Origin of the sequence: Ktedonobacter racemifer DSM 44963, from assembly GCF_000178855.1 — a bacterium.
GTDB classification, from domain to species: domain Bacteria; phylum Chloroflexota; class Ktedonobacteria; order Ktedonobacterales; family Ktedonobacteraceae; genus Ktedonobacter; species Ktedonobacter racemifer.
Genome location: NZ_ADVG01000004.1, coordinates 1111514 through 1136319, shown reverse-complemented (window position 1 = coordinate 1136319; position 24806 = coordinate 1111514). Strand labels below are relative to the sequence as shown.

Annotated in this window: 20 protein-coding genes and 4 pseudogenes; 10 read left to right on the top strand and 14 right to left on the bottom strand. The window is 54.7% G+C overall.

Annotated features, from left to right (window positions below; all coding sequences use genetic code 11):
* Nucleotides 1-44: 44 nt before the first annotated feature.
* The gene (locus KRAC_RS72820; RefSeq protein ID WP_338010164.1) at nt 45-683 is read right to left on the bottom strand and encodes a VC0807 family protein; all 639 of its coding nucleotides are present in this window, start codon (nt 681-683) and stop codon (nt 45-47) included.
* 302 nt (nt 684-985) lie between these two features.
* On the opposite strand from KRAC_RS72820, the gene KRAC_RS46645 reads away from it, so the two are divergent.
* The 3 genes and pseudogenes from KRAC_RS46645 to KRAC_RS46635 form a co-directional block, all read left to right on the top strand.
* The gene (locus tag KRAC_RS46645) at nt 986-2287 is read left to right on the top strand and encodes an MFS transporter (protein WP_007919289.1); all 1302 of its coding nucleotides are present in this window, start codon (nt 986-988) and stop codon (nt 2285-2287) included.
* A gap of 29 nt (nt 2288-2316) precedes the next feature.
* A pseudogene (locus KRAC_RS46640) lies at nt 2317-3011 on the top strand (ArsR/SmtB family transcription factor).
* Between the two features lie 166 nt (nt 3012-3177).
* Nucleotides 3178-3363: pseudogene (locus KRAC_RS46635) on the top strand (ISNCY family transposase); the annotation flags it as partial.
* Between the two features lie 58 nt (nt 3364-3421).
* Here the strand turns inward: KRAC_RS46635 and KRAC_RS67835 are convergent.
* Nucleotides 3422-3742 carry a hypothetical protein gene (locus tag KRAC_RS67835; protein ID WP_007919288.1) on the bottom strand — a complete coding sequence of 107 codons (321 nt, stop codon included), beginning with the start codon at nt 3740-3742 and terminating at the stop codon, nt 3422-3424.
* Nucleotides 3743-4131: 389 nt separating this feature from the next.
* On the opposite strand from KRAC_RS67835, the gene KRAC_RS63930 reads away from it, so the two are divergent.
* The 3 genes and pseudogenes from KRAC_RS63930 (at nt 4132) to KRAC_RS67825 (ending at nt 10051) form a co-directional block, all read left to right on the top strand.
* Complete coding sequence (locus KRAC_RS63930; protein ID WP_052569204.1) at nt 4132-4971, top strand: class I SAM-dependent methyltransferase; 840 nt, start codon at nt 4132-4134, stop codon at nt 4969-4971.
* A 465-nt stretch (nt 4972-5436) separates the two neighbouring features.
* Complete coding sequence (locus tag KRAC_RS46625) at nt 5437-7995, top strand: PAS domain S-box protein (protein ID WP_007919285.1); 2559 nt, start codon at nt 5437-5439, stop codon at nt 7993-7995.
* A 515-nt stretch (nt 7996-8510) separates the two neighbouring features.
* Nucleotides 8511-10051 (top strand): annotated as a pseudogene (locus tag KRAC_RS67825) (nuclease/transposase family protein).
* A gap of 335 nt (nt 10052-10386) precedes the next feature.
* Here KRAC_RS67825 and KRAC_RS46600 read toward each other — a convergent pair.
* The 6 genes from KRAC_RS46600 to KRAC_RS46575 all read right to left on the bottom strand — a co-directional run bounded on the left by KRAC_RS46600 (nt 10387) and on the right by KRAC_RS46575 (nt 15523).
* On the bottom strand, nt 10387-11145 hold the full coding sequence (locus KRAC_RS46600) for a winged helix-turn-helix domain-containing protein (protein ID WP_052569202.1): 759 nt from the start codon (nt 11143-11145) through the stop codon (nt 10387-10389).
* 98 nt (nt 11146-11243) lie between these two features.
* Nucleotides 11244-11825, bottom strand: coding sequence for a hypothetical protein (locus KRAC_RS46595; protein WP_007919281.1), 582 nt, complete (start codon nt 11823-11825; stop codon nt 11244-11246).
* A gap of 98 nt (nt 11826-11923) precedes the next feature.
* Nucleotides 11924-13075 (bottom strand): class I SAM-dependent methyltransferase, encoded by a 1152-nt coding sequence (locus tag KRAC_RS46590; protein ID WP_007919280.1) that lies wholly within the window; start codon nt 13073-13075, stop codon nt 11924-11926.
* Entirely contained in the window at nt 13072-14007 is a 936-nt protein-coding gene (locus KRAC_RS46585) for a class I SAM-dependent methyltransferase (RefSeq protein ID WP_040447259.1), read from the bottom strand. Before KRAC_RS46585 ends, KRAC_RS46590 begins: the two co-directional genes overlap by 4 nt.
* Before the next feature lie 67 nt (nt 14008-14074).
* Nucleotides 14075-14980, bottom strand: a complete 906-nt coding sequence (locus KRAC_RS46580) for a phospholipase D-like domain-containing protein (RefSeq protein WP_007919278.1) — start codon at nt 14978-14980, stop codon at nt 14075-14077.
* A gap of 45 nt (nt 14981-15025) precedes the next feature.
* On the bottom strand, nt 15026-15523 hold the full coding sequence (locus KRAC_RS46575; protein ID WP_007919277.1) for a hypothetical protein: 498 nt from the start codon (nt 15521-15523) through the stop codon (nt 15026-15028).
* A 158-nt stretch (nt 15524-15681) separates the two neighbouring features.
* On the opposite strand from KRAC_RS46575, the gene KRAC_RS46570 reads away from it, so the two are divergent.
* On the top strand, nt 15682-16224 hold the full coding sequence (locus KRAC_RS46570; RefSeq protein ID WP_007919276.1) for a helix-turn-helix domain-containing protein: 543 nt from the start codon (nt 15682-15684) through the stop codon (nt 16222-16224).
* A 671-nt stretch (nt 16225-16895) separates the two neighbouring features.
* On the opposite strand, the gene KRAC_RS46565 is transcribed toward KRAC_RS46570, so the two are convergent.
* The gene (locus KRAC_RS46565) at nt 16896-18086 is read right to left on the bottom strand and encodes an IS256 family transposase (protein WP_007919274.1); all 1191 of its coding nucleotides are present in this window, start codon (nt 18084-18086) and stop codon (nt 16896-16898) included.
* On the opposite strand from KRAC_RS46565, the gene KRAC_RS46560 reads away from it, so the two are divergent.
* Nucleotides 18080-19270 carry a hypothetical protein gene (locus tag KRAC_RS46560; RefSeq protein WP_157507926.1) on the top strand — a complete coding sequence of 397 codons (1191 nt, stop codon included), beginning with the start codon at nt 18080-18082 and terminating at the stop codon, nt 19268-19270. The genes KRAC_RS46565 and KRAC_RS46560 overlap by 7 nt on opposite strands.
* Before the next feature lie 473 nt (nt 19271-19743).
* On the opposite strand, the gene KRAC_RS77305 is transcribed toward KRAC_RS46560, so the two are convergent.
* From KRAC_RS77305 to KRAC_RS46535, 5 genes are all read right to left on the bottom strand, one after another.
* Nucleotides 19744-20319, bottom strand: coding sequence for a hypothetical protein (locus tag KRAC_RS77305; RefSeq protein WP_040447255.1), 576 nt, complete (start codon nt 20317-20319; stop codon nt 19744-19746).
* 297 nt (nt 20320-20616) lie between these two features.
* Complete coding sequence (locus KRAC_RS77300) at nt 20617-21747, bottom strand: hypothetical protein (protein WP_007919270.1); 1131 nt, start codon at nt 21745-21747, stop codon at nt 20617-20619.
* A gap of 284 nt (nt 21748-22031) precedes the next feature.
* The gene (locus KRAC_RS46545; protein WP_007919269.1) at nt 22032-22271 is read right to left on the bottom strand and encodes a hypothetical protein; all 240 of its coding nucleotides are present in this window, start codon (nt 22269-22271) and stop codon (nt 22032-22034) included.
* 299 nt (nt 22272-22570) lie between these two features.
* Complete coding sequence (locus KRAC_RS46540) at nt 22571-22960, bottom strand: secondary thiamine-phosphate synthase enzyme YjbQ (RefSeq protein ID WP_007919268.1); 390 nt, start codon at nt 22958-22960, stop codon at nt 22571-22573.
* 420 nt (nt 22961-23380) lie between these two features.
* Nucleotides 23381-23890 carry a helix-turn-helix domain-containing protein gene (locus KRAC_RS46535; protein WP_007919267.1) on the bottom strand — a complete coding sequence of 170 codons (510 nt, stop codon included), beginning with the start codon at nt 23888-23890 and terminating at the stop codon, nt 23381-23383.
* Nucleotides 23891-24019: 129 nt separating this feature from the next.
* On the opposite strand from KRAC_RS46535, the gene KRAC_RS77295 reads away from it, so the two are divergent.
* Together KRAC_RS77295 and KRAC_RS67815 are read left to right on the top strand one after the other, a co-directional pair.
* On the top strand, nt 24020-24421 hold the full coding sequence (locus tag KRAC_RS77295) for a helix-turn-helix domain-containing protein (RefSeq protein WP_244422526.1): 402 nt from the start codon (nt 24020-24022) through the stop codon (nt 24419-24421).
* A gap of 207 nt (nt 24422-24628) precedes the next feature.
* Nucleotides 24629-24793, top strand: a pseudogene (locus tag KRAC_RS67815) (alpha-hydroxy-acid oxidizing protein); the annotation flags it as partial.
* Nucleotides 24794-24806: the final 13 nt, after the last annotated feature.

Here is a 24806-nt window from a genome sequence, read left to right as displayed (position 1 = left end):
GTCCGACCATACCTACATCCACAAGGCTGAAGAGAGGGCCTGCCTCACAAAGAGATAGCGCGGCTCGATGATGGAGAGGCTGTTAGCGCTGTCTGCCAGGACGATCCTTCGTCTATCGGGCGACACAGCAGTAAGAACACGTACATCCCGAGGGCGATCCCAACAACGACACCGATATGGACAGCGGTCGTCGCGACGAGAAAGGCACTCGTCGAGAGCATGAGTGCCAGCGCTGTCTGAAGTACCGCGTCGGCGAGAGAGGCAATGCCGATGATGAGCGTCACATTGGAGATTCTCTTGACAAACCGAGGATTGGCCATGGCTGTTTCGACCTGCCCTGCGTATCTCGTGTGTTTCATAGAGCGCCGTATGAAGAGCAAAACGAGGGGTGTGCCTCTGACTACCGAGCCGAGGCACACCAGCCCGACTGCGCCGCCCAGCACCGCATGATGGAGCTTGAGCGGCAGCGCGCCTATGTTGAAGAAGATCGCAATGGCAAGGGCGATGCCGTAGATCGCGACACCGAGCAGCCCGAAGAGATCGATCCGCCGCAACCAGAGTGAGGAACCCAGCGTCCATACAACTGGAACGAACCTGGCGAGAGCCAGCGCCTCTGTGTCGCTCGTCACCGAGGAACGGATGGCGAAGTAGATGATCAGAGGGGCGAGGTGGCTGATCGCCAGGCTCGCAAACTGGTGCCATTTTCCCCGCTAAGGATTGGTAGACCTGACGGAAGCCCTTTGTTTCTCCGCTAAGTGTTGATGAGTGGCCCTGGTATGTATCTCCTTTCCCATCAGAGGCGTAGACCTATGGTAAGACCTTTGACAGGATGCCTCAATCGAGGTAGAATAGGCTCAAAGATAAATAAAGGGTAAGGCACCCCTGGCTCTGTCCCGCGTGCTTCACGAAAGTTCACGAAAGACATACCGGGGGTGTTATGCTACCACGACTCTCAAGACTCTTACAACTATCAGGAATCCCCAGGATGCGAGGGCGTGAGGCCCTTGTTCTTGCATTTCTCATAGACGCGCTCGGCACCGGACTCTACCAGCCCTTCTCACTGCTGTACTTCCAGAAGATTGCGCAACTCGACCTTCCGGCCATCGGAGTCGCGCTCACCGTCGCCACCATCCTAACCTTGCCAATGAACCCAATCACTGGCAGCCTTGTAGACCGCTTCGGGGCCAGGCGGCTTGTTGTGGTGAGCCAGCTTCTTCAGGTGATAGGCTTCCTGGGCTACCTCTTCGTTCGTACCATCCCTCTGCTATTTGCAATGGCATTTCTTGTCACGGCCGGCAATCGCATCTTCTACGCGTCCGCCACTACGCTGATCGCCGAAGTCGCGGGCCACGATGAGCGAGACCGCTGGTTTGGATTCGTGGGGGTGACACAGAACATCGGGCTGATCGTGGGCGGCCTGCTGGCGGGCCTCATTGTGACGTTTGGCGGCTCCAATGGCTATCGAGCGCTCATCCTAGCGAACGTATGTAGCTTCCTCCTGATGGCTCTCGCGCTCTGCTGGCGTAGAGCTGCTCATCAGCCCAACGGCCAGGTTGAAGACCTGTCCAGGGATCGGGTTGAGGGTCTGCCCGATGATTCGCTACGTGGGCGTGCTCTCGCTGACGGGCGGGTTGGATATCGCGTCGTCCTGGCGGATCGTCCGTTCCTTGTACTGGTTGCGTGCAACGTGGTCTTCGCACTTTGCCCCCTGATGATGTCGCTTGGGCTGCCGATCTACGCGACGGAGACCCTGAAGCTTTCAACGGCGACAGTGGGCGCACTGTTCGCCTTCAACAGTCTGCTGGTGATCTGCACGCAGACGGTGACGGTGCGGCTCCTGGAGTCCTTTCGTCGCACACGCTCCCTGCTCGTTGCCTGCCTGCTATGGATCGTGGGTTGCCTGTTATTTGCGCTGGCCCCACTGATCCCGAGCGTCCTGCTCATCCCCTCCTTGTTTGGCGCGGTCGCCATCTATACCTTCGCGGGCATGATCGCCGGCAGCATATCGGCGGCTCTGGCAGCGACCAGCAGTCCCGTTCATACGCTTGGGCGTTACATGGCTCTCTTTGAGCTTGCCTGGGGAATCGCTGGTGCCATCGCTCCGGCAATGTTCGCGTGGCTCAACGCCGCCGGCCCATCGCGCACGTGGATAGCGCTAATGGGACCGGTGCTTATCGTTGGTCCGCTTCTGCTCTGGCTCGAAGCGCATCTTTCGGTGCGTGCTCTCTATGCTCGCCGCCCGGTTGAGATGCGTTCCGGCAAGCAAGTCGCCCGGCGCTCGGAGTAACATGGGAATACTTCGGTTAGAATCGAAGTATGAATGACACAAAAACAGAGGTAAATATTGCTGCGGTTGCAGAACTCCTCGCAGATTCTTCGCGTGCTGCCATGCTCGATGCCTTATTGGGGAAACAGGCTTTACCTGCCGATGAACTCGCCTATTGTGCAGTAACTTCCCACAGACAGCAAGCTCTCACCTGGCAAAGTTGGTCGCAGGTGGATTACTTACCCTGACAACCCAGGGAAGGCATCGCTATTATGCGCTCGCGAGTGCAGAAGTTGCCCATGCACTTGAAGTCCTTGCAACTCTCGCTCCTCCTGCTCCAATTCGCACGTTGCGAGAATCGATTGCCGTCGAACAGCTCCGTTTTGCACGCACATGCTACGATCACCTTGCAGGCAAACTTGGGGTTGAATTGACTCAGGTACTGGTCGATTCTTATCTGTTAACGAGAGATGACCGAAACTATGGTGTGACGAAGGAGGGTTCGCGCTTTCTCACTCATTTCGGGCTTGATCTTGAGAGGCTTCAACACCAACGGCGAAGCTTCGCTCGGCAGTGTTTAGATTGGAGTGAACGCCGTTACCACCTGGCTGGAGGATTAGGTACAGCCTTCGTTGAGCAGTTGTTTCAACGAGGATGGATCCAGCGGACCGTTTCAAGCCGGGCCGTTCAGGTAACAGACAGCGGTCGAGAGGGGTTTCAGAAGGAATTCGGCCTCCGTGTGTAATGGGCAAAAAGCACTGCTGCATGCTAAGTAAAAAAGCTTTTCAGGAGAGAATAACATCGCAGGTGATCACAGCTCTTCATGGAAGTTTGCCATTCTTGGTTTTTTCTTGTCAGCATCATGCTGCTCCCGATCGGTCAATCCTTTCCTCGATTTCTTGACCGATGCTCTAGCCATTGATGGCTTACAACCAGATGTCGGTCATGAAGTGCTCTGGGTATTACGCGACTGTCTCTCTGGGGAAGTCCTCCTCGCACGAAGCCTGCTCAGCGCCTGTGAAGTAGAACTCGCCAGCCTGCTCCGCGAGGTACAACAGGCGCTTGACGTTCCCATTCGTGAGGTGATCTCGGATGGATAGGTGTTTTGAGCTTGAGGCAAGTGCGTCTATTTGCTACTGTACAAACGTATATAAGCTAGAGCCTTGAGCATATTTCCTCCCGCAATCCGCTTGTAGAGCAGGCCACATCACCAATTCCGCAAGCCAGGGCTTGCTGCTGAGAAGAAGGACTGAGAAGTAAGCCCGTGTATTCGCCTCCACCGGTCTGCGTGGGGGATGTAGCAGAAAGCGAGGTATCCTGAACCGTAGGAGATGAGCTATATGGTGGAGCAGGTGTATGAGCAGTGAGGAGCATCCCCACGATCACGAGCAGAACAATACCTCCCCATCGTGTGAGTATGACGTACGGTCTTCCTGTCATCAGGGATAGTAAGGCGCGAATAAACAGGTGAGACATCAGGTGGCTCCTTCCTCGTTGTCGATCTCTCTGTGTCAGAGGTAAGTGTACTCAAAGAGGATGGTGAATGGGAAGAGGAAAACCACCCAATAGTGGGCGAAGTTCTTCCCAGTTTCGGGCGAAGTCGAGGAAATGAGTGTATTATCCATGCCTGTGCTCTCATTGAAGAGGGGGGCTTCGACAGTGAAAGGCCTCTGGGAGTGCGCTCGTGCCTGTTGAAGAGAAAATCTTTATGCATTTTTAATGTAGTGCAGCAGGTGAGCATGCTACAGTACTCCAAGAAAGCAAACATACAAAGAAAGCAGGATGCTCACATGTCTTTCTTCAAGATATTTTCACGGAAGACGTTATCACAGGTTCAAACAGATAGAAGGGGAAAGGCACCCTCAATGGCCCAGAGACAATCAGGATCACAACCAATCGGGGAGCATGGGAATGCTCCCTATCTCTTACCCCGAAACGATGAAGAAATCAATCGATTGGATTTCCAGCATTATATTTTGCGCGCCACGCTCAAAGGCAATGCCCTGGCTCCGTTGCAGCATCCAACTAGCATTTTAGACGTTGGATGTGGAACAGGGCGCTGGTGTCAGGAAATGGCTGTTACGTATCCTCAAGCAACCGTGGTGGGTTTTGATCTGGTTTCTCCCCTCGCCTTGCTACGAAGTCCACAATTTCCTGATACGTGCCGCTTTGTGCAAGGCAACGTTCTTGAGGGGCTGCCCTTTGCGCCGCAGAGCTTTGATTATGTGCATCAACGGCTCCTGGTCTTTGCCCTTCCCACCCAACGTTGGCCAGGCGAAATCCAGGAACTGGTCAAGGTGACTCGCCCCGGCGGCTGGGTGGAAATCGTGGAAGTGGATATCACCTTTGAGCAGATGGGACCAGCCAGTACGCAACTTGCGACCTGGATCACGGAGGCGAGCCGCCAGAAAGGCATTGATCCTTCGATGGCTCGTCGTGCTCAGACGCTCCTCAAAGTTGCAGGCCTTACTAATATTGTGTATCAACAGGTTCCCAATCCTGTTGGCAGTTGGGGAGGGCGCATCGGCACCATGGCGGCGACAGGCGTCCAGGCCATCAATAAAGCGATGCGCCAGCAAGTGCTGTCTCAGCTCGGCGTCTCGCCAGTACAATATGATCAGGCCCTGGCAACCTCTCTGGAAGAATATGATAGCTATAAGAGCTATTCCAACACGTTTATTGCCTGCGGGCAACGGCCACTGTAGTTACGTTTGAAGTTCTCCTCTTCTGCAAGAGGAGAACTTCAAGCCCTCTCCTGTTCTCACCTCACTGTCAACACTCTTCGATTATGCTTCAACCTGCGAGATGATCGAGAGCGCGCCTCTTTTTTCACTGTTCTCTCTTCAAGTTCGCTGGCTTGTTTCGTCTGGGAGCACATTGGAACCCTCCTGAATATCAGGCCATTATCATGTTTTGTGTATGCCAATCGGCCGTCTCTCCATAGAGAGATGTTGAGTCTATTTTTACACGTTCCTCTGAGGTCGAAACGTCTCATGGATGGGCATAGATAGTCCTATGAAGAGGACGAACGATTTCACCGATATCTCATTGTATAGCTTGCTTGTTTCTCGAAGATAGCACATCATTTCACTAGACTGGCTTTCGGTGAGAGCAGGTACGCAGTTTCGCCACCAGGGATGGGGACACGTGAAAGGGAGATGGACCGCACTATGTCGAATATAAAGCCGACCAAGGGTCTCACGCCTGCGTCGAGTGAGACGCTCGTCACACTTCTTGAGACGCTTCCTGGGGCCTTGTTTGTCATCGACGACGCCGAGATGACTGTGTATGCCAATGCGAGCGCGCAGAGCATCCTAGGCGCCACACAAGAGGAAGTATGTGGCCAGCCATTGTGGGGCTGCGCTCCACAGTTGGTGAGCACAGCGCTCTACCAGGCTGTGCTCAAGGCCAGACAGACGCGAAAACTGACCGAAGTGGAATATCGTTCCCCGGTTACCCAGACCTGGTTCCATGCACAGATCATGCCCACCGGAGTGGGCCTCGCGGTCTTTTTCCAGGAAAACACGGAACCAAAGCGGTTCAAGGATGCCCTTCGTCAGAGTGAACAGAAGTATCTGAACCTGCTGGAGAGCATCTCTGACCGGGTGGCGGTCTTGACCCCTGAGGGGCTGGCCCTGGAAATCAGTCAACGCCCCTTAGCGGACGCACATCTCCGGCGAGAAGAGGTGGTCGGCAAACCATTCATCGAAATCCCTTGGTGGTCGTATGCTCCAGCTGTCCAGCGGCAATTACACACTGCGATTGAACAGGCCAGCCGGGGAAAAATCGTGTATTTTGAGGCCAGGATACGCCCACAAGAGGGGTGGTATCTGGACCTTGCAGTGACGATTACCCCGCATCTGGATGCTGACAGACACGTCGAGTACCTCATCTACGCAGGCCGGGATATCACTGCGCGCAAGTGCGCCGAAGCGGAAATCCATGCCCTGGTCGATGCCATCCCCCAGCTGGTCTGGACCGCGCGACCGGACGGCTCTCATGACTCGTTTAATCAGCGCTGGCGCGACTATACCGGGCTGAGCATCGAAGAAGCCCAGGGAGAGGGATGGTTGCAGTGTCTTCATCCTGAGGACCGGCAACGCGTCCGCTCCATCTGGCAGTGCGCCGTCCAGACCGGAGGGGCGTATGAAACGGAACTGCGCCTGCGTCATGGCACGACCGGGGAGTATCGTTGGTTCTTAGCCCGCGCCATGCCAGTGCGTGATGAAACCGGCCAAATCATGAAGTGGTTTGGCACCTGCACCGACATTGAGGACCAGAAACGAACTGAGCAGCAACTCAAAGAGAGCCAGGAGCATTTTCGTGTGCTGGCCGAAACGGTGCCTCAACTGGTGTGGACGACCCAACCGGATGGCCGTGTTGATTACGTCAATCGCCGCTATTGTCAGTATACGCATGCTGCTTTTGAGCAACTCCAAGATTATGGATGGCGTCAGTTCTTGCACCCTGAGGATGCTGAATATATTGTGGCTCTTCGGCAGCATACACTCCAAACAGGTGAACCCTATGAGATCGAATATCGTTTCAGGAATGGCAACACAGGGAGCTATCGCTGGTTCCTCACGCGCGCCATGCCGATACGTGATGAAACAGGCCAGGTCGTCAAGTGGTTTGGCACCTGCACCGATATTGAGGACCAGAAACGGACGGAGGAGGCCTTGCGCCAGAGCCAGGAGCGCGTAAGCACCCTGATGAACTCCAACATTATCGGGATCAATATCGCCGAGGGTGAGCAGATTGTGGACGCGAACGACACCTTTCTGCGCATGACCGGCTATACACGCGAAGACCTGCATGCGGGGAACATAAACTGGTTGCACATGACGCCTCCAGAATATCTGGCTCGGACCCTGCAGGCCCATGAGGAACTTGATACCCAGCAGTCAATGACGCCCTATGAGAAAGAGTACGTGTGTAAAGATGGCAGTCGCCTTCCCGTGGTCGTAGGACGCGTCACATTACAAGCCAATCCGTCCCAAGCAATCGCTATTGTGCTGGATAATTCGGCCCGCAAGGAGCTGGAACAACGCAAGGATGACTTTATCAGCATGGCCAGCCATGAGCTCAAGACGCCGCTCACCGCCTTAAAGATGCAGACCCAACTGGCGAGAAAGCGACTGGAACGGCAATCCCCTCATGAGGCAGCCACAGTGCTTTCCAAGGTGGAGAGGCCCGTCAAGCAGCTTGAACGCCTGATCGGAGAGTTACTCGATGTGTCTAAGATCCAGGCAGGCAGGTTGGAATATCAGCAGGAGACGGTCGACCTGGACACGTTGCTCCATGAGGTGGCCGATACCATGCAGCATGCCCATCCCAGCCATCGCATCCTGGTGCGTGGCGTGGTGCAGGCCAGCCTGCTAGCGGATCGAGACCGGCTGGGACAGGTTTTCACCAACCTGCTCAGCAATGCCATCAAGTATTCTCCCGGCGCAGAGACCGTCGAGATGGATCTCTCCGCCTCCGAAGATGCGGTCACGATCCGTGTGCACGATCATGGCCTGGGCATCCCGCGAGAGCAGCGCGACAAAATCTTTGACCGATTCTATCGCGTCGCTGGTCCCAAGCAGAAAGCGATCCCCGGCCTGGGCATGGGGCTCTACATTGTGGCCGAGATCATCAAGGGCCATGGGGGAACCATCACAGTGGACAGCAAAGTCGGGAAAGGATCGACCTTTACGGTTACCCTTCCCAAAATGAGGGATGCCTGACCGTGGAAAGCGCGCTACGCAAAGCACGCCATGCACGTTACGAGTAAACGCCCTGAAAGCGTGATGTCGCAGCGCGACATCACGCTTTCAGGGCGTTTACAAAAAGTTGGGCTTGAAAGCCCCCGCGATTCCATCCGGGGGATGAAAAGCCGTTCCTTGTTTGGGGGGTAGGTGGGGGAGCAATCGAGGATGATTTCTCCAAACTTGACAGGAGTTGCTGGCTGTAGTACACTTGTTCTAACTTGCCGTAATCGGCACCGCGCTCTCGTCGGTGGCCGACATTCCCAGCAACGGGACTGATGCGGGGGTGAGTTGGACGAGAGAACCTCGTCTTCCCCCTGTAGGAACGCGAGACTGGACGATGCGGCGAAAACGGTGCTGATCAGGCCGGGATGCGATCGTTTTGCGCAGATGGCAGGGGACGTGAGCTTTTGCATGTGCACCCCATGCAAAAAGACAGAGAGAGGCTGAGCAACCCATGAAGCGAGCCCGCGACCCCAACGTTTCTCCTCGAAGTGCCCCTGCACGTGGACTGGAGCCAGGAGCAGCGCTTGCGCGCTCACTTGGAGGCTGCTCGGCAGCTGTATAACGCGCTGCTTGGAGAAGCCAACAAGCGACTCAGGCGGATGCGTAACGATCCTGCCTGGAGCAAAGCCTGTGCCATTCCTCGTACTCACAGGCAAGAACGAACTCAGGCGTTTTCTCATGTGCGCACAAAGCATCACTTTTCGGAGTACGCCCTGCATGAGTACGCCAAACGTGCTCGTGCCTCCTGGATCGCTGATCACATTGACAGTACCATGGCCCAAACACTGGCAAGCCGGGCGTATCACGCGGTAGAGTAGCGTCTGTGTGGGCAAAGCCAAACGAGTCCGCTTTCGCAGTCAAGGGCGCGGCATCGATAGCGTCGAGGGCAAGCGCAACGATGTTGGCCTGCGCTTTCTCCTTGACCCAGGTGTGGGCGATGGAGGCTTTCTCCTCTGGAATACAGAAGTGATCCCGGCGATCATCGACTGGCGTGATCCTGTTGTCCAGCATGGTCTGCACCACCCCATCAAGTATGTGCGCCTGGTCCGCCGCAAAGCCTCCTCTCCACGAGCACAGGGCGCTGACCATGACGGCAACCGCTATGTCGTGCAACTGGTCGCGAGAGGGTCATGCGTTCGTCAAGCCCAAGCACATGGAGGGAAGAACCGATACGATTGGTTTGGATATTGGCCCCTCCACGCTGGCGATTGTCCCGCGCGATGGCGACGCCGATCTTGTGGCGTTCTGTGAGGGGCTGGTTCCTGATGCTCAACAAAAGCGGCGCTTGCAACGCAGGATGGAACGACAGCGCCGTGCAAACAATCCAGGAAACTACGACGAGATGGGACGCATCAAGAAACAGGGCAAAGCACGCTTGCCCTGGAAAGGGAGCAAGAGGTATCAAGCAACCAGGAGACAGCATGCCAACCTGGAGCGCAGACTCGCCGCGCACCGCAAAAGTCTCCATGGCAACCTCGCGCATCGCATTGCCCAGGTGGGTAATACCATCACCATCGAAAAAACCTCGTTCAAAGGATGGCAGAAGCAGTATGGCAAGAGTATTGGACTTCGCGCTCCAGGGCTGTTTCTAGCGCATTTGGTCCGCATAGTTGCAAAAACTGGCGGCACCCTGGGCGAAGTTTCTGCTTTCAAGACCAAACTGAGTCAGTATTGCCATCACTGTGGGCGGTATGTGAAGAAACCGAGATCACAACGCTGGCACCACTGCCCTTGCGGCTTAGGGCCGGTGCAACGCGATTTGTACTCGGCCTTTTTGCTGGCCCACCTGGAACCGGAACACACCATCCCCTCTGTCACCCAGCACGTCTGGGAAGGTGCGGAGCCGCGCCTGCGAGCCGTGATGGAGGGGCTGCAACAACGTGCGAATGAGGGGCAAGTGCTGCCCCGAAGCATGGGCTTGCTGGCTTCTGGGAAAGCTGTCCGTGCCGGAGCGCGTCGGCTCGAAAGTCCTGCTTATCCCCACCAAGAGCCTTGTTCTCCGTCAGGTGAGCAAGGAAACGGTGGGTGAGCAACAGGAACCCCCGCGCATTCATGCCGGGGAGGTTTCAGCACTTGGTCCTGGTAATGAACATGAAGCATAAGCTGGACGTAATGACCCGCACAAGGCAGATCTGCCACAAGACGGATGTAGTAGCTACTGAGGTGCGTAGCAACCTCGATGTACAGAGGACATGCCCACTCTTCCATCATTGCAACCATATCAAGACGCACAATATCGCCCTTGGATAAGGATTCGATGTTTGGGTAGACCGACATCAATGATTGTGCATGAACATTGATGGCATCATCGATGAGCCAGACAGGCACTTCTTGCTCCAAGCCAATCTGTACAGAGATCAGGAATTACCAAGAGATACATGGCTGGCGAAACCGATAGCCCACGCCGGTGATTGTTTCAAGATACGTAGGATGCCTGGGATCGTCCTCCAACTTGAGGCGTAAGGTATGAAGATAGACGCGAATGTAGTCGACTTCCTCGTGGTATCCCTTGCCCCAAACAGCGTGTAATAATGACCGATGAGAGAGCACCTTCCCCCCTTCGCGCATAAGTGTGAACAGCAGTGTACATTCGATGGGCGTCAGACGCAGCATCTGCTCACGAACGACGACACACCGTTCTTTGCACAGCAAGCGAATCTGCTGATCCTCGCTTTCAAGTACAGAACACGGGCCAACCCGTCTTGAGACATCACACGAGGACGCCAGAGACGCTCGATAGCGCCTGGCATGCCCGTATAAGCGGGCATGCAGTTCCTGTTTGCCACAGGAAAAGAAGACATAATCGTCGGCACCAGCATCAAGCATGCTAACAATATGCGCTTCCTCCTCCTTCCCGGAACAGATCACCAGCGGTGTGCGAGGCGTCATCTGACGAATATGTCGGACCTCACGTGAGCATGTGCAGCAGGCAAGCCAGACATCGTGTTGCATCAGCCGCACCGTCATGGCGGAGGCACTACTCCCTAGATGCACCAGATGCGTGACCTTGAACTGGCCTCCTCGCAGTTGTGGTCGAAGCATGCGCGCTTCATCCCGAGTCCCGAGGAGGAGGATGTGAGGAGGGTGCAACAACACGGTTCCTCTGGTATATTCTGCGTTCATGGCTTCTTGTTTCTCTCCTTTGTTCAGTGAGGCCGTCTGTCGGAATTGAGATGAGAAAACTTCTGTGTCCACGATGGGAAGATCATAGGGCGACACGCTCAGGAGGCTCTCAACTGCCAGGTCATCAGGTTGCGCTTCTGGAGGATCTGGATGAAGCGCTCGACCTCACCCAGCGGCAACCGCAACACGTTCGCAATGTCCTGGGGAGTACGCTGCCCATTACTGAGCAAAAAGACGTGGCGTACGCGCAGTGGCAGCATAGCCAGAGGCGCTTGCTCAACAGGAACGGCCTGGAGAGGAACATGGACAGGCGCTTCCGTGGTGCTGATGGTAGCCGTGATCGCCGAGACGGGCGCTGTTTCTGCCTCATGGTCGTGCTGGTGTGCGTGAACCTGCCAGGGAAGAGCGCTGACCCCGTTTAGAACCTGGAAGGCTTCACCCTGTTGCATGAGCACGCGTCCGCTCGTACGCAGGCACAGCTGGCAGCGCGTGATCCTTCCCTGCTCAAAGGACAACTCGGCGACGATCTCTTGCCCTTCTGAGCGTTCGGCAACAGGCACAGATGGAGGAAGGATGGCAGAAAGGGAGAGGGTTGCTTGCGCAGTGCGCATCTGCTCAAGTAAGGCGACGAGTGGCAGGTGAAAGACCTGTGCGGTCTGTGTCGTGTGTCTGGGCTGCATGGTGTCTCTCCTTGTTCTTGGTGTGATGGTTTCTCTGGGCTGATCTCTTGTTTTTTCTTCGTGTTTGGCTGCTCTTTCTCGCGTTGCTGTGTTCCCTCCTACGTGATGAGAAGGGAACATGGCTGGGAGCATGGTCGGAGGAATCGAGGGATTGGGTGCTCCACCTGCATGGTGGGGATCGTTCGTGGTACGCGTCCCGATGGCTTGTAGCCCCAGATGGTGCAGAGGTGCCAGTACCCACGAAAGGTGGGTTCGAGGAGCTCCAATTGCATCTCGTGATAGACCTGTTGATAGGCCTCGCGAGCAAGAGGCCTATCATGACGGGTGCAGAGTGGCGCCACGAGCTGAAAGAAGTCATCGGCCTGCTCACGGAGCGTGCCATGAAAGGGTGTTCCGGCAGAGAAGTCGAGCAGACTCTCTTGTTGCTCAACAGCGACAAAGCCTCTCTTCTCCATCCGGGCGGGGAGCAGTTCAGGTCGAGAGAGACGCATTGTTCGTGCTCCTGGGAGCGATGGACGAGCCGCCGCTCGCAACCTGTCCACCTGGTGCCAGTAGGAGGCACACAGCGTGCCAGCAGCAGCGCTGGTACTCGCTCCTTGCACACATTCCAGCAGGCGCAAGACCCCACCTGGTCGAAGGAGCCGAAAACAGTCGTCAAGCAACAACGGCCACACGTACTCAGGCAGGGTCGTATGGAGGAAACGTCCGCTGATAAGGTCCATACTCTCGGCAGGGAAGGGAAGAGGTCGGGTAAGTGGACACACCTGAAGAGAGACATTGCGGCATCCCTGGACGGCGGCAAAGAAGGTAGCCTGTCTGGCATAGATCGCCTGCGAGGTGACGCCGATGATCTCCGTAGGTGGCCCCAAGGAGGCCAACTGTCGCAGCCACTCGCCGTGAGGGTCTGTGCCGAGTTCCAGCACGCGCTTCATCTGGAAGGCCTCGCCTTGCTCGGGAAGCGGCGTACGAAAATGCTGCACGAGCATACGAGCCTGCTGGCAGCGCCGCCGCCATTCCAGAGGATGCACCGGCGACACCAACACCTCCCCATCAAGGACCAAAGGATCCGAGGGGGTATAGAAGGGATAGAGCGCTCCCTCATGTGCATGAGGGGCCTGGCATCCCACGTCCTCACGCATCTGTGGCATGAGGATGTGGGACGGCTTGTCATGTGCCGGGTGCTCGTTCTTTTCTTCAAAGAAGAGCAGGCCTTGTGGTGATGGAAGGTGAATGCTCTGTTGCAGGCTCATTGCACGCCTCCCGGTTTGTAGGCATGGATACGAGAGAGGATCCAGTGCCCCTTGAAGGTGGGGCTACTCATCTCTGCTCGCATCTGCTCAAAGATCTCTTCAAACCTCGCCGTGGTCAGGTCGGTGGTCTGGTAGAACACTGGGGCAAGCTGGCAAAAGAAGGATTCGGCATTGGTGCGCATACTGGCTTGATAGAGCGTGCCCGCCGAAAAGTCGAGCATCATCCGTTGTTCTTCAATGCCACAGTACCCAACGTTGTGCAGGAGTTCGAAGAGGCGTGTGTGTTGCAAAGGTGAACTGGCAAGCTCTGAACCCTCGTGGCATTCTTCGTGCTGAGAGGGGCGTATTTGTGTGCGCACGGCAAGGGCCTGCTCATAATAATGAGTCAGCGCTTCACAGGCGGGGCTATTTGAGAAGGCTGCGATGCATTCCGTGAGGCGGAGGAGACCTCCAGGGCGTAGGACACGCCAACACTCCCGGAGCAGTCGGGGCCAGCCTGCCTGGGTGAGAAAGGTGCGTAAGAAGTGACCGTTGATAAGCGTGGAGAAGTTGGCAGGGCAGCACAGCTCCCTGGCAAAATCCATCTGGAGAAATTGGACACGTGTCTGGGTCTGCATCTGGCGAAAGGTGTTGGCCTGCCGGACGTAAGGGGCAAGGGCCGAGATGCCAAAGACCAGGCAGAAAGGATCGTCAAAGGCCACATCACAGGCCCATGTCCCTCCTGGCCCACACCCAAGATCCAGGATGAGGTGAGGCGAGGTGGATGTGGTGATGCCTAGCTCTTCCAGTTCGGGTAAGGGTTCCTTGAGGGCTGAGGCGAGCATATGATATTGCGTGATCACACGAGCTTGCTCGGCGGAGGCCAGTGGATCAAGCAACAGAGGTCCATGCGTGCTGGTTTCTGCATAAATACGATGGGAGGCGTGAAACATCTTTCCCTTCCTCTTCTCCTTTCTACTCTCAACCTGACAAAACGACAAGCGTATCTCACTTTTCACATCAATCTTGTTGATGCTGCGTATAGTCATACTCTGCCCACGTTTCCTCACGAGGGATATCTGAGAGGGGAACAGCGCCATGATTCTCGTGTGGTGATTGCGCTTCCTCTGGTGCTTCACTGGGCTGGTCATGTTGCTTGATGGGCGCCCCATAATAGTGTGCTTTGTGTGCTTGCAGGTGGGCGATGAGATGGTCTTTGCCGTCGGTGGCGTGCTCCCAGTGGTGGGCAAACCAGGCAGTGAGGTGTTCCAGGAGCAAGAGGGTAGGGAGCCTGGCAGCAAGCAGACGCTGTTCTTGGGAACATTGCAGCAGGAGGGTGCGTTCCTCTCGCTCTAAGAGTCCTCGAAAACGCTTGAGCGCGATGTCCTCGTGGGTAAGGTGGGCACGATGCACTACGTTGAGTTCGGCGTTGGTGAGGAGCCCTGCGCGGGTGAGATCGGATGAGCCGCTGATGGCAGTCTCTGGTGCGATGCGCGCGCTATCCTGGTCGGCGTAGAAGAGAAAGCAGCGGGCGTGAAGGTGGGTGTGCTCAGCAAGGCGGACCTCCACGTGCTCCTGCTGCAAGAAGGCGATCAGGGCTTCGATCAGCGCGAGTGGTTCTTCTTGAGAGGCTTGGGAGCGCTCGGCGCCTGATGGATCGTGCGTGCGTGTGACGTGTGTGTCCTCCAGAGGCTCATCATCAATGGTGGTGAGGGCTGCTGGATGAAGGAGGAGGCGAAGGTTCCCTAGCTGTTGGAGATCGTCACGCACAAGTGCCCATCCTTCAGGAGTGAGACGTGTGGTACAGATATCAAGAGCTCGACCAGCGTGCTGAGCCAGGAGATGATGTAAGGTTTCGTTGAGCGTGGCATGGTGGTTGTCAAGCAGCAGAGGGCGCGCCATGTTGGGAGGCTGGATGGTGTTCATGGTGAGAGATGATCATCCTTTCAGTATTGATGGTTGTCACTATGGTCAAAATGGGTATGGGAGTGTTTCTGTGCACACCAGTTCATCAGGGCAAATGCCTGGCACACGCAGAGGCCCAATCTGAAAGCCGTTTGGGCAGGGGGTGAAGGTGTGATGGGGAAGATGGGGATGCTGGGCAAGCCAGGTTTGGGCGCGAAACTGTGCCTCCAGTTCGTCACGAGCATAGACAAAGTGGTAGGCATTTGTACCCTCTCTTTCTCCACCTTCCTGTTGTTGTGCTGAGGCTGAGGCTCGAAGAAGCCAGAGGGTCAAATATTCTTCCCAGAGCACAATGTCAATGTTCTCCAGGGTCAGTGTGAGCTTGGTGCGATTGGAGAGTCCGTGAAGGATCTTTTCGGCATCCCGGCTATGGATGGGACGCAGAAGTAACGCCTGGTAGACAATACCGGTTTCTACTCCTGCGGCCCGTGCCAGATCGGGCACATCGAAGGGAAAAAGGGTTCGTATCTGCTCTAACGTTGGTTTTTTCTTTCTTTCATGCATTGTTTTACCTGCTACTTTTAGTGGACGTTGCGGTCCCGAAGAGGCTTGATTAGCTATTGCTTTTGTCGATGGGTAAAGTATAGCACATTTTATCATATTTTTAAATATGATAATAACTTTCCATTTTAATAAAGGTGATAAGAAAATACACTAGTCGCATGAAAGATATGTTTCCGCTTCCTACTCTCCCCGGTTACGTTGATATAAAAGAAGCTGCCCGTATTCTAGGCGTGGCTGAAAGTAGCATCTATCGCTATGTTCAGTCAGGGCGTCTCTCTGCTTTCCAAGCCGGCAGGAACATTATGATTGAAGCAAAGTCGCTTGAACAATTTAAGCCTACAGTCACTGGTCGTCCTCGTAAGCGGAACGCACTTTGGCGTACCTCCCCAGATGCAAATGCTTTTCTCGTTACATACATACGAGTTAATGTGAAAGAGCACAAGCAGGAGTTATTAAAACAAATACTGAGTTCATTTAGACAAAATGAACGCTTTCTCTTTCCTGGCACTGTTGTTCGCTACATTAGTCTTGATGAAACCTCTCCTCTTTCGGTAACCATTCAATTTGTATGGAAGCGAACTGATATGCCTACTCAAGATGCACAAGAACAGGAGTTGGCGGCTTTCAGAGCAGAACTCGGCGAGGTGCTTGATTGGAATTCTGCTCAGTATTTCAATGGAACTGTGTTAATCCATACGTAGTCAATAAAAATATCTGTACTTTTAGACACTTGATAATCCTTCCGCAGGCTAACTAAACGCTCTCGTATTTTTAGGTAGAGTTCCTTTAATTGATGGATGCTTATAAAATCCCCTTGCGCGTTAAGAAAACGTTAGCTGGAAAACTTTTCATTTTGTCTGATGCAGCCTGAATTTACTCAATTATTGGTTATTCTCGCACTGTCGAAAGGGATAAATTGGATGACAAACAGCGCGTATAATGGCTGGACGCCGCTGAGAAATGCACTCAGAAAGCTCGATCTTACTGACACCCTGGCTGTTATCCGTCCCTACGCTGCCTTTAGAACTTTGCCCGTAAAGACTCCTTTTCCAACAAATATGGAGGTGCATTCACAAGTATATTCTGACGAGCACCTCATCCTACCCTGGGAAATGGAGATTCTTGCTCGAGAAGCGATTATTGTCTGTGACTCTCAACCAAGTACGCGCTATACCGCTCGTAAATGGGATACTTTTACAAGCTTGATAAATAAATTGAGAGCGTTAGGAGATTATATCTCCCAGTCTAGGGCAGATGATAGGAGTGTTTTGCGTGAAGTCACTATCCGAATTCCTCATCTGCAATTCAAATATCAGACGGAGCTTCCCAGCAAGGCGAGTATCATCCGCTACAGTCGTATTTTGGCAGTATGTCAAGTCCTGTGTAAAAGGACAAGGTCTGGCTGAGCTTGCGATGCTGGTGGCATCGTGAGCTTGTGGAATGTCAGGCCGCGAATGACGGCATAGAACAGCAGCAGACAGCTCCCCTCATTGCGAAAAGCGGCAGCCATCTTGTGCGAACGACGTTTGACTTCCCCAAAGAGCCGCTCACTGACATTGTTGGTGCGAATGGTCTTCCAGTGCGCCTTCGGAAAAGCGTAAAAGGTGAGACAGGCCTCCAGATCCCGCTGCAGACACTCCACCGCGGTGGGATACACCTTCTGATACTTTTCCATGAAGGCTGCTACGGCTTGATCGGCCTGCTGTCGGCTTTCTTGATAAAAGAGGGCTTTGAGCTCAGGTTCAATCTGTTCTCGCTGCTTGCTGGGAACGTAGCTGAGCACATTCTCCATCTTGTGCATGACACAGCGCTGCCTCTGAGAAGTAGGGAAGTGCTTGGTAATGGCGTTAAGCATGGCCCGGTTGCCATCACTGATCCAGAGCCCGATCTCCTTGACTCCTCGTGCTTTGAGATTCTCCATGAGATCCTCCCACGCCTGCTGATTCTCCCGATCCCCCACGCCAAAGGCCAGCACTTCGCGCTCTCCTGTGGTGGTAATGCCTACTACCGCTAAGATCGGCATCTTGCAGCCCTCACCCTGGTATATGACGGTGAAGTAGGTTCCATCGGCAAAGGTATACACATAGCGCTCGGCCAAGGGGCGCACTTTCCACTGCTCGTACTCCTCCTGCAGGGTATGGAACACCCGCGAGACTGTTGAGGCACTGGGATGCGAGCCCGTCAGTGTTTCGATCACCGCTCCCACTTGAGCCATGCTCACCCCCTTGATGAACATGTCTTGCATGGCACCATCCAGCTCGTCGCGACGGCGATGGTAGCTCTCAAACAACTGCGTGTGATACCCTCCTCGCGTGCGAGGAACGGGCACATTGGCGATTGCTCCCACAGTAGTGTCCAGATGGCGACTATAGTGTCCATTGCGTTGATCTCGACGATGTTGGCTGCGCTCATATGGCTTGGCCCCAATGAAGGCTGTCACTTCCTCCTCTAACACGCTGATGAATGCGATGCGAACGGCGTACTGGAGCCGCTCCTTCACCAGCTGCTCAAAGGCCTCTTGACGTGTGATGATGTCTTCGATAGAGTGATTCTGAAGTGTCATGGCTATCCTCCTGGTTCAGGTTCACTACGTTTTCCAGTTCAGGATACCAGACCTTTTTTTTACACACCACTCAGGATACTGCCCGTATTTTCGGGCATAGCGCGGTTGCGCCGATAGTAAAAACAAAAACTGGCCTATCTCCAAAGCAGATTGTTACGATTGGTGCTGGATTATGGACTCAATATGCTAGCCAATATTTTGCAATGTACTACCCACCTGATAGCTTGTCCCTACCGGGCGTCACCCATGCCGACTACGACCAGTTTATGAAGCTGTATTCTTTGTCTATGAAAGAGATGAAGCAGCGCTTAGCGGCTGAACGTAAACTTGATGATACGTTCATGTATCAGTTCCACGCTCTTCAGAGCCATCCGTTAATTTTTACAGCATTGAACGGGCGACAGGCGCATATTTGTCCTGTGCCTACGCTGCTTTTCTGGCGTATCACCTCGGGTTTATTCTACGATCTTATACGAGAACGAGGCTTCGATCAGGCCTTTGGTGCATCATTCCAAGACTATGTTGGTGATATGCTTGAGAAGACATTGAAGGGAACATCGACGACAATCTACCCTGAAGAGGCCAACTCTGGACCCAAACGTGCCGATTGGATTATTGACCAGCCCAGCGCTTTTATGCTTGTTGAGTGCAAAACAAAACGTATGACCATCGGTGCTCGGACTACTATTCAAGATGATAGTGAGCTACATGCCCAGTTAGAGGTGGTTGGTGATGCAGTCGCGCAATCCTACCAAGCCCTTGAAGCATACAAAAATCGTAAGTACAAGCTGCAGCAGTATCCCTACGATCCGGCAAAACAGCCATTTGTTTGCGTGGTTACCTTAGAAAATTGGCACTTAATGGGCCCTCAGCTTGAAGCGCTCCGGGGTGTTGTCAAGGAAAGGTTATTGCAGGTGAGGCTTGACCCTGACCTAATGCAGCAAGCTCCGTTTATTGTATGTTCGGTGAATGAGCTGGAGGAGCTTGCATATCTGCTGAAGACGCACGAATTAGCAGATATGGTACGACGCTACTGGGATGATCCAGAAATGCCTACCTGGGCGTTCATCAGTTACCTCCGGCACCGGTATAAAAACGAGCTTGAGCAGTATTACTATGTGTTTGCTGATGAACTTGAAGATGTCTTTACTTTTAAAGTAATTCCACAGCAAGGTGCGAGCTAAAATCTCGCCTGGCATCACAGTATCGTTGTCACTGATTACTTGAATCATTAGCTAGGACTTTCACTTCTCGTGCAAGCTACAGTTGCCGTAGCGAAATTCTAGATGTTAAGGCTTTTATCCCACGCTGCACGAGCACATCAGTATGTTAGTAAAAAACTCGGTAGCACTGGCTGCCGAGGCTGTGGCTTAGTCCTCCTCTGGGCGAAGTAATAATCGGGGTACGTTGCCGATGCATCTTCCAACCCACGACTTGCGCAACGAGATTGTTGAAGAGCTAATGCTGAGTTGAGGAACAAAAGTCGTGCAGAACTGGATGCCTGGCGCGTGAGAAATGGTAAAACCAACGAGATAGGGTGCAAAAAAGGTAGAAGTGAGGCAGAAGTGAGGAACAACCAGGAAAAGAAGGCAGGAAGCGCTCTTCGGAGAAGCAAGCTTGTCCGAGGAAAAGGAAGCCAACGACTGTCAACAGGCTGCTAAGGGGACTCACGCCAATAACATGACCGGTAGAACGCGCGCGTGCCGCATGGCATGGGTAGATGGCGGCAAAAGTTGGTCAGGTTATTGGCGTGAGTCCCCTTAGCCGGGACCAAACCGAGCGAAGCGGCAAAGCTGTCTGGAACCCCGAACAGTCTGATCGTCACTTGCCCAGTTGTTGAAACGCGAGCATTGCGAGCCAGCCGCTCTTGCCAGGAGAGACGATAATGCGCTCGCTGCGGGCGCGACAGGATCACGTTCGCGGTGCCTGGCGAAACGGCGGCAGGAGGCGGTAGGCTCACCTCGATGCGTTGGTGTCGTACGAGCTGCATACAGGCTCGTCGGTGCTCTCTTCGGCTCCAACCTCGCCAGAGCAGCGGAGCTGAACCAACGGCGAGCGGATGCAGGAGCACGCTGACCTGGCGCGGCTTCTTGGTAGCACTGCCCTGCCATTGGCACTGCTCGCGCAGGGGACAGGGACGACAACTCCGGATGCTGGCCGTATACACCACGCGCAGGCTGCCATCGGCTTCTTGACGCGTTCCTGGACACGAAGCTCCTGGCTTGCTGGACACTGGAGAGTTCCATCTGGTCGGAGGGTGAAATCGTGGCCCGAGAAGCGGCCAGCCTTCCATGCTGAGCCCACCTCCGGAGGGGCATAGCCAGAGGCAGGTACTGTGTGTGGTGGAGGAGGTGGGAGAGCCGAAGCCAACTCGGTTGTACGCAGTGGCTGTGACTTGAGCTGATGCCCCAATTCCAGACGGAGGTTCCACACCCATTGGGAGACCAGTTGCCAGCATTCCTGGCCCCAGGCGGCGTGCGAGCACCACCGGTCGGGATCTTGTTCCTCGTCTTCGTCTGCTAATGTCGGCTCAAAAGCGCCACGATGCAGATACAGTTCGACGACATCGCAGGCGGTAAAGGCGGATTGTGGCAGGTTCGTGAAGAAGAGTTCGTAGACAATCCCCGCGCGGTGACGCCCACTGGGCTCTTCTTTTTGCCTGCGGGATGCGTGGCCACGACCACTCGGTAGGGCGTTCCCTCGGGTCCCACCGGAATCTCCGGGCAATCATAGAGGCTGCGCACCATCTGACTTTCGGGACGCTGCTGGAAGTGGTCGGGGGCAAGTGCAACTGTGCCTGAATCAGCGGATGCTCAAGCAAGCTGTACTCTTTGCCCCGGGTCACAAAAGCGAAGCCAGCGAGATCGGAGAGCACCGCGCCCAGGCCATATTGCCCATCAAGCCGCAGCAGTGCGGGTCCTGGTGGGAGCTGGTATGCTGCGAGATATCGACGAATGGCCACAAGAGCCTTGCGCAGTTCTTCTCGGTATCGCCCATTGCCGCGGTTGCCAAAACTGCCGAGCCACTGATAACTATGCGCCTGCAAAACCGTTGTCCGTGTCCTGACCACTTCCCCCCGCTTGCGACCTCGGTAGCCAGGAGCACAGACTTCATCCAATCGGCGAAAGGCCGGAGGCAAGTTTTCCCCCTGAGGTAAGGCGCGTTGGCGAGCGGCTTCACGCGTCCCGTCGATGTCAAACACCACCCAAGTGTTTCCCGCTCGATCCACCAGTCCTCCGGTTTGCTTGTCGTGTGCAAGGGGACGACCGAGCAAATCATCGAGAAAGAGCGCGCACAGAGCTTCGACAGGTTCCTCAGTCAGCACTGCCAAAAAACGCGAAAGCGCCGACCGAGAGGGCAGCCGATCACGCTCAAACAAGGCCATGAACGGCACCGCAAAGGGCTGGAGCCGCTCGTAAAACTCCTCCAGGGTGCGTTCTCCGCTGATGGCGTAGCCGAAGAGAATGGCAAGAAAGTCGATCACGTCGTAGCGCCCGCAGCGCCGTCTGGCAAAGCGTACTCCTTCGTTGATCTTGCTCAGGACACTGTGCGTGCGAAGATAGCTACTGATCATCCCGACTTCGCCAAACCAGCAAGGGGTCGAGGGGTTGGACTCCGATGTCGTTTGGATTTTCACCGAACCATCGGCGATACTGGTCATATATGCCTCCTTAAGAGAAAGTGTTTGCTTTTCTCTTCTCAAAGAGGCACATGTTTATCTGTGTTCGCTACGGGTTAGGCTGCTCGTTGCGCATCGCGTGGGTTACAAGAGACGACCAGAGGCACTCTCAATTGCCAGTTACGTAGCAGTGTCAATGACGAGCAACTCGCCGACTTGGTCATTAACCTGCGCGCCGATACTCGTCTGTGCCAGGTCCAAGAACAACGGGAGCCAGAGGAGTCCCAGATTATTTGCTCTCTGGGCTTGTTTGGTGTTATAGGTAGCTATTCATACCATGGGGCAGCTATTGCCGCGCCTTCACGCGAGCCTGGCGTATAGGCGACAACCGCGCTTTCGTGTTCGTTGATCCGCACGACCCAGACATCATCGGAAAGGGCGCGTAGCTTCTCCGCGCTCAGGATGGGGACGCGTTCAGGCAAGCGCCCATAGAACTCACATGCCGCCTGAATAACTTCCATTGGAGGTTGTGTCGTTTGACGTCGAAAGAGAGCAAGTAGGCTCATGATGTTTCCTTTCGCTTGTAAACAAGAGAAGGTAACACCAAGGAACGTCCTTGATCGTTGAGCCGCAATGATCTATAACTTGATGTTCCTGGCCTGACTGATAAGCCCTAACTTGATACTTCCTTCCCCGCTCCAAACCGGCCCATTCCGGCTTTGCTCTCTACCTGGATACGAGTATGAGGGACCAAGTCTCAATCGCAGTGGAGACCGGTATTTCTCCACTCATCATACTAAACGAACGTAGCGGGACGCAGGTCACAGACTAAGTGTATATTACACACTTTAACACAATGTTCAATTCAAAAGGCGTGTAGATGGAGGGTTCGCTCGCGGGGGCCATCCAGTTCGACCAGGATCACGCTCTGCCAGGTGCCGAGCATAAGCTGGCGATCCGAGTAAGGCACCACGAGACCGGGGCCAATAATCGAAGAGAGCAAGTGATCGGGGGTATGGTCTGGGTCGTGCGGATGACGATAAGAGAGATGCGGAAGCATATGGCGCAGGGCATCGAGCAGATCCAGGTCAGTTCCCGGGTCCAGGTCCGCGGTGGTTAAAGCGCAGGTAGTATTGGCCACAAAGATCGAACAAAGTCCATCCTCCGGGCCTTCCTGGCTCAGATATTGCTCAACGGTATCAGTGATATCAACTACCTGATCTTTCTGCTGGGTTCTTACGATAACAGTCCTCATATTTATGCCTCCAGGAGATGATTGCTTGCTGTAGCCAGTCATAGCACGCCCTTCGTAGGCAAAAGGTTTTACACAATGAAAGTCGTGTGTTTGCCCAAAGGGACAGGAGCATTCCATTGAATTGCCTCTACAGGCCAATTCAACGATCCAACCTTTTCCTGGAGAAGATTCGGTAATACCCCTGCTTTATGAAAGCAAAAGAGTTATGAAAAATGTTCTCAAGCAAAATTACTGATGGGGTAAATCTCGTTGCGCAATCCGTGGGCCTTGCGGAGTTTCATGCACACAGGACTTGCGGATCTACGGGATACATGCCTTCTTCCGCCTTCCGCTTTCTTCGAGCATGCTCTTGTCCACCTTTGCCTTTCGGCTCCGGGTAAGCTCTTGTCCTAGAGGTCTTCACTCTCTTCCTCTTCCGTATCATACGGAGATTTCATATGCACCGACGCGGCGCACACTGGTAATCCAGTGTTTGGCGCGCTTCCAGTTGGTTTTCAGTCGCTTGAGGGCGCGGCGCACGCTCTCGTCGGAAATGGGTACCGCGATGATGCTCTGCTCCAAGCAGACCTGGGCCACCAGTTCCAGCGTCCAGGTGCCACGGTCTTTGCCGAAGTCGCGTGGGCTGCGATGCAGCAGGTCTTGCAAGCGCTCCAGCCCTTCTTCTGTGAATGAGGTGCGCAGGCGATGGGGACGCGAAGATCCTCGGCGCAGCACGTCCAGACCGGTGGCATTGAAGCCATGGATCACGTTGCGCACCACCTGGTCGTCGCAGCCCACCTGGCGAGCGATCTGCGGCACGCGCTCTCTGCGGGCGGAGGCTGACAGCATTTGGCAACGACGGAGGACAAAGGCATCCGACGAACGCAGTCCCGCCTGGATCTGGCGCTGTTCGTCTTCGCTCAGGAGTCGGATAAAAATGGGGGATCTCATGCCCTCTAGTATACCACATTGTCTATTCTCTTTCGTGGGAATGCACTAGCCAGCGTTCATGTCTCCAGAGTTATTGACCTGAGCATGAGGATCTAAAGTGAAGAACGATGCGGGCCGATGAATGGAGGCATGAGCAAGAAAGAACCCCTTCCAAAAGATTGGCGCGAAGGCCGACGACTGCGTGCCTGGCAACTGTATCAGCAAGGCTGGAAACAGAAAGACATCGCCGAGGCCTTGGGAGTCACTGAAGGTGCAGTAAGTCAATGGATGCATCGGGCGAAGCAAGATGGTCCTGATGGGCTGCGCCACCAGCCGCCTCCAGGTCCCCAACCCAAACTGACTGAGGAACAACGTGCCCAGTTGCCTGATCTGCTGGCCAAAGGATCCGAGCACTATGGATTTCGCGGTGAAGCCTGGACCACGGCTCGGGTGGCAGTGCTGATCAAGCAGCAGTTTGGCGTCGGGTATCATCCAGCCCATTGTCGTCGCTTCCTTCGAGCAGCCCGCGTACAGTGTGCAAAAACCGATTGAACTGGCTACCCAAAGGAATGAAGAGGCCATCAAGGCATGGAAAGAAGAGCGCTGGCCCGCCCTCAAAAAAAGCAGAGCAGGAAAAGCGGCAGATCGTTTTTGTAGACGAGTCGGGCTTTTATCTGTTGCCGATGGCGGTGCGCACCTATGCTCCTGTAGGCCAAACGCCGGTCCTGCGCGTGCCGCTGACGTATGACCACATCTCGGTTATTGGGGCGTCCTTACCTCTGGGGTCTGGCGCTCGCTGGGGAGCAAGGCGTGGAGGAGGTCTTGCAAAACTTTCTCGCCGATCTCGACCTGACCTTAGCTTTGAGCGGTCACACCGCGTATAGCGCACTCGATCCCTCAGCGCTCATCAAGGAGTCAGCGTAGCAATGCTGGAGCA

Bases quoted from the DNA above. Each gene is read 5' to 3' on its own strand.
- KRAC_RS46645 (WP_007919289.1), top strand. From the start codon at position 986: ATGCGAGGGCGTGAGGCCCTTGTTCTTGCATTTCTCATAGACGCGCTC.
- KRAC_RS67835 (WP_007919288.1), bottom strand. From the start codon at position 3,742: ATGTCTCACCTGTTTATTCGCGCCTTACTATCCCTGATGACAGGAAGA.
- KRAC_RS63930 (WP_052569204.1), top strand. From the start codon at position 4,132: ATGGCCCAGAGACAATCAGGATCACAACCAATCGGGGAGCATGGGAAT.
- KRAC_RS46625 (WP_007919285.1), top strand. From the start codon at position 5,437: ATGTCGAATATAAAGCCGACCAAGGGTCTCACGCCTGCGTCGAGTGAG.
- KRAC_RS46600 (WP_052569202.1), bottom strand. From the start codon at position 11,145: ATGAACGCAGAATATACCAGAGGAACCGTGTTGTTGCACCCTCCTCAC.
- KRAC_RS46595 (WP_007919281.1), bottom strand. From the start codon at position 11,825: ATGCAGCCCAGACACACGACACAGACCGCACAGGTCTTTCACCTGCCA.
- KRAC_RS46590 (WP_007919280.1), bottom strand. From the start codon at position 13,075: ATGAGCCTGCAACAGAGCATTCACCTTCCATCACCACAAGGCCTGCTC.
- KRAC_RS46585 (WP_040447259.1), bottom strand. From the start codon at position 14,007: ATGTTTCACGCCTCCCATCGTATTTATGCAGAAACCAGCACGCATGGA.
- KRAC_RS46580 (WP_007919278.1), bottom strand. From the start codon at position 14,980: ATGAACACCATCCAGCCTCCCAACATGGCGCGCCCTCTGCTGCTTGAC.
- KRAC_RS46575 (WP_007919277.1), bottom strand. From the start codon at position 15,523: ATGCATGAAAGAAAGAAAAAACCAACGTTAGAGCAGATACGAACCCTT.
- KRAC_RS46570 (WP_007919276.1), top strand. From the start codon at position 15,682: ATGAAAGATATGTTTCCGCTTCCTACTCTCCCCGGTTACGTTGATATA.
- KRAC_RS46565 (WP_007919274.1), bottom strand. From the start codon at position 18,086: ATGACACTTCAGAATCACTCTATCGAAGACATCATCACACGTCAAGAG.
- KRAC_RS77300 (WP_007919270.1), bottom strand. From the start codon at position 21,747: ATGACCAGTATCGCCGATGGTTCGGTGAAAATCCAAACGACATCGGAG.
- KRAC_RS46545 (WP_007919269.1), bottom strand. From the start codon at position 22,271: ATGAGCCTACTTGCTCTCTTTCGACGTCAAACGACACAACCTCCAATG.
- KRAC_RS46540 (WP_007919268.1), bottom strand. From the start codon at position 22,960: ATGAGGACTGTTATCGTAAGAACCCAGCAGAAAGATCAGGTAGTTGAT.
- KRAC_RS46535 (WP_007919267.1), bottom strand. From the start codon at position 23,890: ATGAGATCCCCCATTTTTATCCGACTCCTGAGCGAAGACGAACAGCGC.
- KRAC_RS77295 (WP_244422526.1), top strand. From the start codon at position 24,020: ATGAGCAAGAAAGAACCCCTTCCAAAAGATTGGCGCGAAGGCCGACGA.